At 55.6% G+C, this 9,274-nt stretch carries 15 protein-coding genes; 5 read left to right on the top strand and 10 right to left on the bottom strand.

The annotated features are described in order from the left end of the window. Positions 1 to 118 precede the first annotated feature (118 nt). A complete protein-coding gene (locus AC1MLT_RS23860) occupies positions 119 to 334 on the bottom strand; it encodes a hypothetical protein (protein ID WP_481037028.1) in 216 nt (71 codons plus the stop codon). A gap of 52 nt (positions 335 to 386) precedes the next feature. Next, a complete protein-coding gene (gene relB / locus AC1MLT_RS23865) occupies positions 387 to 617 on the bottom strand; it encodes a type II toxin-antitoxin system RelB family antitoxin (protein ID WP_481037029.1) in 231 nt (76 codons plus the stop codon). A gap of 928 nt (positions 618 to 1,545) precedes the next feature. Between relB (AC1MLT_RS23865) and AC1MLT_RS23870 the strand changes: the two genes are divergently transcribed. After that, complete coding sequence (locus AC1MLT_RS23870; RefSeq protein WP_481037031.1) at positions 1,546 to 1,761, top strand: hypothetical protein; 216 nt, start codon at positions 1,546 to 1,548, stop codon at positions 1,759 to 1,761. A 356-nt stretch (positions 1,762 to 2,117) separates the two neighbouring features. Here AC1MLT_RS23870 and AC1MLT_RS23875 read toward each other — a convergent pair whose 3' ends face one another. Beyond that, entirely contained in the window at positions 2,118 to 2,330 is a 213-nt protein-coding gene (locus AC1MLT_RS23875; protein WP_481037032.1) for a hypothetical protein, read from the bottom strand. On the opposite strand from AC1MLT_RS23875, the gene AC1MLT_RS23880 reads away from it, so the two are divergent. Next, positions 2,317 to 2,763: a GAF domain-containing protein gene (locus AC1MLT_RS23880; protein WP_481037033.1), complete on the top strand. Its 447-nt coding sequence runs from the start codon at positions 2,317 to 2,319 to the stop codon at positions 2,761 to 2,763. The two genes, AC1MLT_RS23875 and AC1MLT_RS23880, sit on opposite strands and share 14 nt — an antisense overlap. Before the next feature lie 120 nt (positions 2,764 to 2,883). Here AC1MLT_RS23880 and AC1MLT_RS23885 read toward each other — a convergent pair whose 3' ends face one another. Continuing rightward, entirely contained in the window at positions 2,884 to 3,546 is a 663-nt protein-coding gene (locus AC1MLT_RS23885) for a hypothetical protein (protein ID WP_481037035.1), read from the bottom strand. A 27-nt stretch (positions 3,547 to 3,573) separates the two neighbouring features. Next, positions 3,574 to 4,689: a MobQ family relaxase gene (gene mobQ / locus AC1MLT_RS23890; protein WP_481037036.1), complete on the bottom strand. Its 1,116-nt coding sequence runs from the start codon at positions 4,687 to 4,689 to the stop codon at positions 3,574 to 3,576. 180 nt (positions 4,690 to 4,869) lie between these two features. On the opposite strand from mobQ, the gene AC1MLT_RS23895 reads away from it, so the two are divergent. Next, positions 4,870 to 5,148, top strand: a complete 279-nt coding sequence (locus tag AC1MLT_RS23895) for a mobilization protein (RefSeq protein ID WP_481037038.1) — start codon at positions 4,870 to 4,872, stop codon at positions 5,146 to 5,148. 147 nt (positions 5,149 to 5,295) lie between these two features. Further along, the gene (locus tag AC1MLT_RS23900; RefSeq protein WP_481037039.1) at positions 5,296 to 5,655 is read left to right on the top strand and encodes a hypothetical protein; all 360 of its coding nucleotides are present in this window, start codon (positions 5,296 to 5,298) and stop codon (positions 5,653 to 5,655) included. A 19-nt stretch (positions 5,656 to 5,674) separates the two neighbouring features. On the opposite strand, the gene AC1MLT_RS23905 is transcribed toward AC1MLT_RS23900, so the two are convergent. After that, positions 5,675 to 6,661, bottom strand: a complete 987-nt coding sequence (locus AC1MLT_RS23905) for a tyrosine-type recombinase/integrase (RefSeq protein ID WP_481037040.1) — start codon at positions 6,659 to 6,661, stop codon at positions 5,675 to 5,677. A gap of 547 nt (positions 6,662 to 7,208) precedes the next feature. On the opposite strand from AC1MLT_RS23905, the gene AC1MLT_RS23910 reads away from it, so the two are divergent. Continuing rightward, positions 7,209 to 7,577 (top strand): hypothetical protein, encoded by a 369-nt coding sequence (locus tag AC1MLT_RS23910; RefSeq protein ID WP_481037041.1) that lies wholly within the window; start codon positions 7,209 to 7,211, stop codon positions 7,575 to 7,577. 186 nt (positions 7,578 to 7,763) lie between these two features. On the opposite strand, the gene AC1MLT_RS23915 is transcribed toward AC1MLT_RS23910, so the two are convergent. The 4 genes from AC1MLT_RS23915 to relB (AC1MLT_RS23930) all read right to left on the bottom strand — a co-directional run. Then, positions 7,764 to 7,973 carry a hypothetical protein gene (locus tag AC1MLT_RS23915; protein ID WP_481037042.1) on the bottom strand — a complete coding sequence of 70 codons (210 nt, stop codon included), beginning with the start codon at positions 7,971 to 7,973 and terminating at the stop codon, positions 7,764 to 7,766. Next, entirely contained in the window at positions 7,964 to 8,599 is a 636-nt protein-coding gene (parA, locus tag AC1MLT_RS23920) for a ParA family partition ATPase (RefSeq protein WP_481037044.1), read from the bottom strand. The genes AC1MLT_RS23915 and parA overlap by 10 nt, the downstream gene beginning before the upstream one ends. Before the next feature lie 83 nt (positions 8,600 to 8,682). Continuing rightward, positions 8,683 to 8,961 (bottom strand): type II toxin-antitoxin system RelE family toxin, encoded by a 279-nt coding sequence (locus AC1MLT_RS23925; RefSeq protein WP_481037045.1) that lies wholly within the window; start codon positions 8,959 to 8,961, stop codon positions 8,683 to 8,685. Further along, positions 8,945 to 9,274, bottom strand: a 330-nt coding sequence (relB, locus tag AC1MLT_RS23930; RefSeq protein ID WP_481037046.1) for a type II toxin-antitoxin system RelB family antitoxin, incomplete at its 5' end; no start/stop codon positions are given. The genes AC1MLT_RS23925 and relB (AC1MLT_RS23930), both read right to left, overlap by 17 nt.

The following is a 9,274-nucleotide window of genomic DNA, read 5'->3' on the forward strand; positions in this document are numbered from 1 at the left end:
AGTAGTGCTTTACATGAAATATTACTCAACTGAGTATGTGAGTAACGTCTGTGAAGAACAGGTTCTGGCTCTACTGCCTCTGCACCTAGCGCCGGTTGTTAGGCCTAAGAAAACCGACCTAGAACAGGCTCGGCTGCTCTCGCGTCTTCACCTTGCGAGGGATGTTGCTGTCGATGAATTGACGCACCTGGGCATCAGTGAGCTCACGCCCGATCACAAGGTCCATCCAACCCTTGCGAGGCGGACATTCCAACCCGAGTGCTTCGATCTGGGCATAGGTCCAAGAGCCACGCTCGGTACGGTGGGCCATGATGAATTCACGAGTGACTTTCATGGCGTGATTGTGCGGCGATCACGTCGAAGTCACGCATGGGCCTTGTAGCGGTTTAAGGCTTCATGCCATAGCGCTTCATCACTTCTTCGAGGGGAACGGTGTGGCTGCGGCCGGCACGCAGCTCGATCAAGCTCTTCTCGGCCAAGTACAGATCCTCGAGGTCGTCGATGTGCCGATGGATGGCCTCGACCATGTAGAAGGTCTTGCTGCGGCCTGTGCGCTCGGCCAACTGCTGCAAGCGGGCAGCAACATCGTCAGGGAGACGCAGGGAAACAGAAGCCATAACACCCTCCTGGTGAGATACAAATATTGCATGGCCCATGGCCAAACCCTGATCCTTGTTCCCTCGGGTTCTTATCGACGTCTTCCCAGGCGCAGAGGCGGTGCGCGCTCCCGCCCGCCGTGCACAACCGGCTGCCCACACCACAAGGGTGTGGACAGGCCCTGCGGGCTGCCCGGTTGCACCCAGCTCCCCGAGGTTGTGCCTTTGGCCTGACGCGGCCTGCGGCCTTGCCGAAGACAGTTTGAAAAGAAGACGAAGACAGGAAGTCAAAAAGACAAAACAGCCAACGGCCAGCAGCCTAGATACCGTGGTAAGACTTGTCCCCCCTGTCTTCTCTTGGTGTCTGAACATATATGCTGGATTGAGAGATGGTGGGTTTCGGGAACGCTTCGCCCAAACCTGCCGAAGCAAGTGTGGGCACGTTCCCGAGCGATGCCAGACCGAGCCGACGGAGCCGCAACGGGTCTGTACAGCCGGCGTAGCCGCACAGAAGCCGCGTTCACAGGTCTTCGCCCTGCCCCTCACCCGGTCGCGGCCTTAAGCCTCTCGGTGGCGCTTGGGAGGGATCCCGCTGTAGCACCTACGCCCCATGCGCCAGCCGTGAACCGGTACGTCGGGAGGGTGACAAGTCTTGAGAAGCTGTACCCCGACGTGTGGTTGACGTTCAACACACTTTGCAGTCAAAACGAGGGGCAGCTAGAATCACGCTAAGGCGCGAACAGGCCGTCACTCGGTCCAGAACTGTTCGCTGTCCAGAAAACCTCACGCCTTGCCGGGCCTGAGGTTTTCGCATTTGTAGGACTGCGAAACGTGATCGCATCTTACAGGTAGAAAACTCGGGCGGAAAGCGCCAGTCCCAAAGTGGATCTTCGTCAATCGATGTGACGCCACCCAGGCTGGGTGACGGCCATTCACCAGAGGAGTTGTTGTGAAGATCTTGAAGACTGGATGCGGCTGCACGCCGATGGTCTTGGACCGAATGGAACGTCGGACGTGGATGCGCCTGTTGTTGGGCTACCGGGCGTACCGCTGCCAGACCTGCCAGCAAGATTTTCTGGCGTCGAAGGAGCTGATCGACAGGCTCGGCGTTATTCAGCAGAAAGAACATTTCCCGGTCTCCGGCAAGACCAAGTTCAGCCGCTGAAGCAGGCGGACGGATTTCAGATCGACAAGGCAGCTGCCGTTGAATCCTCGGCGTTGCGTTCTTCCATCGACACCACGTTCTTCTGCAGGTCGACCGCCTGGAACACCGATTTGACAGCACGCTTGACTTTTCCAAGTACACCCAGTCCACCACCTCGGCGTACGGTTAGCAGTCCAGCAGCATGAACTACAGGACCGGCTTGATGCGCGGCATGTCGTTGCTGTCCAGTGCCTTTTCGAGCTGTTTGAACATGCGCTTGAGTTCCACCTAAGACGGGCAGTCCTCATGCGCCTTCATCACGCGGGGATGTGATGTCGGCTCGGCGTTGTCGTTGATTTGGCTCAAGTCGTCTGGCACTATTGTGCTGGTGCTGCTTGCATGCTGAGCCTTAAAAACTGTATCAGGCTGGTGAATTTTTTTGGTGACTCATTCTTTAATTTAGCTGCTTGCGCTTTGCGGTTTCCTAATAAATTACGCTGAAAAAAACTTTCTTTTAAAAGATTAAAAATGCCAAATCTATTTGTTGTTGCGACTTCAGATGCCTCAAGCGATACCATGGCTTCAGCCATTATGGGATTGCTTCGTGACGCACGCACTCTTCTTGAAATGGATATCGTTTTTGTCAGCGAGTTTTTTGAAGGTCAACGAATAATTCGTTGGGTAGCCAAGGCTGAGGATGCCGATGAGACGATCAAGGAAGGACAGTCCAATGTTTTGGAGGAAACCTACTGCCAACGCGTTGTCGATGGTCGTTTACCTCTGGCAATTCCTGATGCAAACTTACTCCCTGAAGCAAAAAACCTTGCCGTCACGAAAACATTTAATATCCGTGCACACTTGGCTGCTCCCATCGTTTTGTCTGACGGCCGGATATTTGGGACACTGTGCTGCATCAGCCATCAGCCGCGCACAGCCTTAGGGAATCGACAAATCGATGCCTTACGCGTTGTTGCTGAGCGAGTGGCAGTCGAGTTGCAAAAAAGCATAGGCATACCCGAATAGCTACGAGATACTGAAGTTGTCGCTTCCTGACGAACACGCATATGTGTGCAAAATTTATTTGCACTCGCTCAGGTGGATTTCGGACATCGGTACGGATTTGTGATGCGCACGCGGAGTCGTTCAATACCCTCGCAACACAAAATGGTCGTTGTCTTTTCCGTAGCTGGCAGTCTTGTTGACACGGACGCAGAGACGTAACGCCTCGCCGCATCTTTCCAATTTCGCTCGCCCGCCCTGTTTTGCCCACTCATTGGCGTTAGCCTGCAACTGAGCAACCTCTTCTTGGAGCTCGGCTTTTTCTTCGCGCAAGCTTCCGACCTGGTGCAACTGCCAAGCCAGCGAGGCATACGCTAACAGGCACACTCCGACCGCGCCGCCGCCTGCCACAGCCACCCATTTCCAAGCGAACCAAGCACCCGCTCTGCGCATTGAACCCTCGGCTTCGCCAGCGGCCTCGACCACGCCCGACAAACTGTCGATAACCGGTTTTGTGGCCTCCCCAAGCGCTTGCACGGCCGCATCAGCGGCGCCGGCAAGGGATTGCCTCACTGAAACACCCACAGCATCGCCTGCAGCCCTTTTCAGGGCTGGAACGGCATCCGCTGCTGCCTTGCGGACCTCGTCAGCAACGCCAGCCACGCTGGCCGCCGCCCGTGCTACAGCGGCACGCTCTTTAGCGAGGGCGGCCCGTTCGACAGCCAACCCCTCGATGGCGGCCTGAACGGCTTTTTGCTGCTCCTCAGCCAAGGCCATGAGGGTGAATAACTGCTGCTGTGCGTCCATCGTTCTTCCTGAATCGTTCGGTGCCAATTACCTAGACCAGCCGCGGTCGCGGTCACGGTCCTGTTTGAGCTGCTGGCGCTCGTGTTCGGCTCGATGCCTGCGCTCAGCCTCCTCGCGCTGTTGTGCCAAGGCCTGCGCGGCCTGCTGCTTGGCAAGCTCAGCTTGGCGCCGCTGTGCTTCCTGTTCGGTCTTGAATTGCTCGAAGGCCTGCCGCGCCTGCTGCTTGCCAGCCTCAATCACCTTGGCCATTTCGAACTGCGCACGAATGCCAGCCACGCCAGCAGCTGCGATTTGCTTTATGTCTGGCGCGCGCTGGCGATCGCGCTCGGCCTTGGCTGCATTGAGGTCGCCTGACAAGTCGAGAATCGAACGGTCGGCTTCGCGGCTCTGCCGTTCCAATTCACCCGCTGCCTTGGCACGTACCAGCCGCTCGGCGGCCTCCTGTTCAAACTCCTGGCGCTTCCAGCTCGGCTCGCCCGTGCGGCGCTCATAGCCGCTGGCCGCCGGCCCGAGATGCCGGGTGGGCTCACGCTCGATGCCCTGCGCCTTGAGACTGCGGTGATCGACCTGGGCCTCTATGCCGTTCTCACGCAGCCGCTCGTTGGTCAGATCCGCCCACAGGGTACGAACGGCTTCAAGGTCTTCGACCCGCTTGCGCCCGGCTTTCTCCGTGTCCAGCTTGGCACCCAATCCCTCCGCCTCCACCTTGCGGGTGGTGCGCAGGATGTGAGCGTGGAAATTGCGGTTGTCGCCCTCCCTGCCAGGCGCATGAATGGCAACATCGACCGCGCACCCTTCCCGGTTCGCCATGTCCTTGGCAAAGTCCACCGCCAGCCGCCGCCGCTCAGCAGGAGAAAGCTCGGACGGCAAGGCCACCTCGAACTCGCGCGCCACGCAGGCATCCTTGCGGTTCTCGGCCAGCTCGGCAGCGTTCCAGAGACGAGGGCGATGGGAAGCCCATTCGGGCGCGCCATCGGGTAGCACGAGGTCCACAGACTCGACACCCCGCTTGCGGGTGTAGTCGTGGATCTCGCCGGTACGCTCGTCAGCGATCCTGCAGCCAGCGCGATAGGCCGCTGCGGCCGTCGCGCTGCGACCGGCCGAGCGCGAGATCGCTTTGACGCTGAGGTGGTAGATCGCCATGGGCGGTGTTGGTCTTTGGTTTTGCCCGCAGGGCCGCACGAGTCACACAGTGACTCCTAAGTGCGCCCTTTGCTTTGCTCGGGTGGGGTCCGCTACGACGCATCTTACTCGCCAGCAACGCTTCTAGCCCTGCCGCCCGACGGCCTAGAATCGCGCCTTAAATTTCACTAAGGAGCTAGCATGGCAACCATCGAAAACACCATCGCCACCTTAGAAGCCAAGCTCAAGCAGGCCAAGGCAAAGAAGATGCAAATCGAAGCGCGCAAGCGAGCACTCGAAACCAAAGAGGAACGTGCCAAAGACACACGTCGAAAAATTCTCGTTGGTGCTGCCATTCTGGCCAAAGTCGATCGAGGTGAATGGCCCAAGGACAAGCTGCTGACCATGCTGGATTCAGCCCTGACCCGATCAGACGACAGAGCGTTGTTTTCCCTGCCTGAAGTAACAGAAAAGCCCTGATAGCTCGATGTTTGTCAGACGGCGTCCGGATGGCTCGGGATTGGCTTAAGGATCCAGGGGTTGGGCAGGCACTAACTTCTCCCTTGATGGAAAGTAGTACCTTGGTATTCAAATCATCTTTTGAATACAACTACAAGGCCTGCCTGAATGAACCAGATACTTCGCACTTGGACCTTCTGGATTCATGCGGTCGACGAAGATGATTGCCGCGCGGTGGTCGAGCAACTGATCCTTGCCCGTATGCGTCTGGCTCCTGGCAATCGTCGAGCCAGTGTCCTGTTCAACGATGCGCGCGATGGCACGCTGGAGGTCGTGGTGCTGTCAGTCTGGGATTCTCTGGATCACATCAAAACCTTTGCCGGTCCCAATTACCTCCAGCCGACGATTTCACCCGTCCACTTGAGCAAGGTGTTCGACAACGAACCTGCTGTTCATCACTACGCGATGAACGAGATCCCGCCATCGCTTCACGACTGGACTTCCTCCGGTTCCGATCAGCCGACGTGAGGCTCGGCAGTACAACCTCCTAGATCAAGATCCGCTCGACCTCATCGAGCGAGATCTGATCGCTGCGCCGGTCGTAGAGCCCGGTGGTGCGCGAACTCTCGTGGTTGGCCATCTGCTGGGCCACCTCGATCCGCCCACCGTTGCGTAGGTACTCCGTGATCCCCGTGGCCCGGAAGGAGTGGCACCCGATCTGGGTGGCCACGCCGGCGGCCTCGGCCCGCCGCCCGATCATCCGGTACACGTCAGACTGGCTCATGGGCCGCTCTGAGAGCTCCCCAGAGCGTCCCTTGGCCGAACGGAACAGCCACCCCTTCCTGTCGCCCTGCAAGGCCTCCTGCTGCAGATACGCGTGAAGGTATTCGTCCAGGTTGTGATGGCAGGGCATCTCGTGCTCCTTGCCGCCCTTCTCGTGCAACCGTACCCAGGTGCGCCGGCCCTGGACATAGACGTCCTCCACCCGCATCTGCAGCGCCGCACCCACCCGGGCGAAGGTGTAGACCATCAGGGCAATCAACGCTCGATCGCGCAAGCCTATTGGCGTCGTGAGGTCGATCGCATCGAGCATGGCCCGGGCCTCGTCGGCGGCCAGCACGGGCGTCTTGCCCTTGCGCACCGAGTGCCGCGGCCCCTTCACTGAGCTGGCCGGGTTCACCGGGATGACCTGACCCACCACCAGCCAGTCAAACAGCACGCGCAGCGCGGCCAGATGCTGCTTGACCGAGGGTGCGGAGAGCCGCTGCTGCAGCTGCTCGATGTAGGCCGCCACATGGACTGGCTCGATGCCGGCCAGGTCGTGCAGCCCGTGTGACTCACACCAGGCGGCGAACTCCGAGACCGAGCGCGCATAGGCCTTGCGCGTGTTCGGGTTGCGGATCTGGGCGGTGAAGAATTCCAGCGTGCGCTTGGCCACTGCGGGCGTGGGCCGAAACAGCGCCGGCAACTGCGCGATGGCCTGGGAGATTGGCAGAACCTCGCTAGGTCGCCCTGGATGTTCCAAGTAGGTCATTCATGAATGATAACTACTTTTATCAAGTACTAATAAACATAGGAAATTTGGAACATCAACGCGAATAGCTGAACTTCGCGGCCCATTGCTCTGGAACTTTTAGCTTGTCAGACAGGCAGTCAATAACAACCAATCGCACACTCGCCTCCATTTTTAGCTCGCACGTACAAAAAAATGCAGTTTATTTCGAGCTATCTGGCTGCTGCAAAGTAGTTTGACAATTATTGCAATCGTCTCGTAGACCAACTGCTTTCAGATCACACACATATCCATAATAACAAAATATCAATGCTCATTAGGATTGGAGCTTCAATTCCAAAACTCTCTACTTTTGCAAATGTCCGCTTCATCATTTATGACAAGCGAGCCAATCAACAAAGATTTATGTGAAAAAATGCCTTATTTTTGATAAATTAAAATGCATCAAGATGATGCAGATCTACGTTCGAAGATACATTAAGCAATAAAACATCAGATTCATCTGAATCATTTATAAAAGATACGCAGAGACCTATGTGATGAATTTTTACTTAAAATGAGGAATGCAATGAAAACCGTTGGGAAATTAGTTGCCGTAGGGCTATTGACTATTATTATGAATGCTAAAGCGGAGCCTATCTCTTGCAAGCTGATGGAAACCATGGCGACCAACACAGCGCAACAAGCATATGAAGAAACACGGAATCATATTGAATTAGTTAGCCAAATTGGTTTATTTGACACTTGGATATCAATTACCGCTCAACTACTTCAATTATACAAACAACCTGAGAACGCAGAGTTTCTTGCAGCAGCAAAGATTGCCGGAAGAATAATGATTGACGCAAAAGATGAAACAGTCAATAAAGTGGCGCCCGAAGGATATGCAAAATTATTTGGCAGGATGACTTTCCGCATTTGCGACATGAAAAAATAAGTTTTTCTAAATTTCTGGATTTACAGGCGTTATTGCACAACTTTTCATTCAAGCCTCTGCTGAGATCAAAATCTCAGCAGCCTGGTGTGATAAGCAAACAGCGAGCCGCTCCATCTAATTAAATACTCAAATACTCAAGTACTCAACTACTCAACTACTCAACTACTCAACTACTCAACTACTCAACTACACATCAGCGTAATGTTTCATAGCCTGTCTGATCAACTCGGCCATGCTGATGTCACGACGCAGTGCTTCGGCCCTCCACGCAGTTCGGGTGGACTTTGACACAGGAAGATTCACACGCACGATGTCGCCGGCATCCATGCTCGGCATGACTTTGTCTACCGGCACATCGGCACGGACTTGTTCATCGGATTTTGATTTCAGAGCCATTGGGCGTTCTCCAGTTCAGTAACGACAGCTTCTATCTCTAGACGAGCTGTAGGATCAGGTAAGTCAAAGACGCTTATTCCATCGGTCATGGCCTGAGCAAAGGAAATACGATTTCCTACAGTCGCGTCCATTTGATCAAGACCATACTCATTCCAATCTCCTGAACGAATGAGCTTGGACAGCTTGGTCCCAGCTACAGCGCGATTGACCAAAAAGGCAGCGTCTATGGCACCGCCCATATCACGCTTTGTTCGGATCAGACGGACCGTCGCCGCACTGGCCCAGACATCAGCGCCTGACGGTTGAATCACGATAAGAGCTAAGTTTGACGCTGAAACAATGGCTGCAGCCATATCACCGGCCTTGGCAGGCGAATCAAGTACCGCAAAGTCAGCTGACAGGCTTTTTAACGACTGGCCTAACATGGCTGCGCGATCGATGGCGACAACAGGAGGCAGATCCATCTCTTGAGGGCTAGCAGCTCGCCAGTCGCGCGCTGTACCCTGGGGATCGGCATCCACCAGCACCACACTGCGCCCTCGCCGATGAAGCAGTGTTGCCAAGTTGGCAGCGATGGTGGACTTGCCAGTTCCACCCTTCTCATTAAGTACTGCGATGACTTTCATTTACTCACTGTATCACTTGAGTAGTGCTTTACTTGAGTTATTACTCAACTGAGTAAGTAAAACTTGGCTATGAAGCACAGGCTCTAGCCCTGCTGCCTGTACACCTCACGCCGGTTTCCGATCTTCACGACCAAGACACGAACGAGTTGGTCTTCGATCTTGGCCACGATGCGGTAGTCGCCAACGCGGTACTTCCAGTAGGTGCCAAGCTCGGAGCCTTTCAAGGCGTCGCCAATGCTGCGTGGGTCATCCAGTTCAGCCAGCCTTTCACGCAGGAAATTGCGGATGCGCAGAGCCACCGGCTTGTCCAGCTTGGCCAGCTCCTTACGCACCGTGTCGGCCAGCTCAATCCGCCAAACCAAGCTCTGCCTCCACCTCGGCAAGGGTGTAGACACGCTCTGTCCCTGCTCGCACACGCAGGTCGACCTGCTCGGCCAAGTACAGGTCCTCCATGTCATCCAGGTACTCGGCCAGCGCCTGCTTGACATAGTAGGAGCGCTTGCGACCGGTCCGCTCGGCCAAGCTGCTCAGCCGAGCTTCTTCGTCAGGAGTCAATCGCACCGTAATCGGCATAGGCCTCTCCAAAATGTTTACAAGTTTACATTTTAGATATGTTGGGTCTTTCAATGTGTACAAACAAAGCCAAGCAAGACTGAAACAGACCCGTCCAAATTG

The sequence above is a fragment of the Variovorax sp. PEI5 genome, assembly GCF_056679935.1.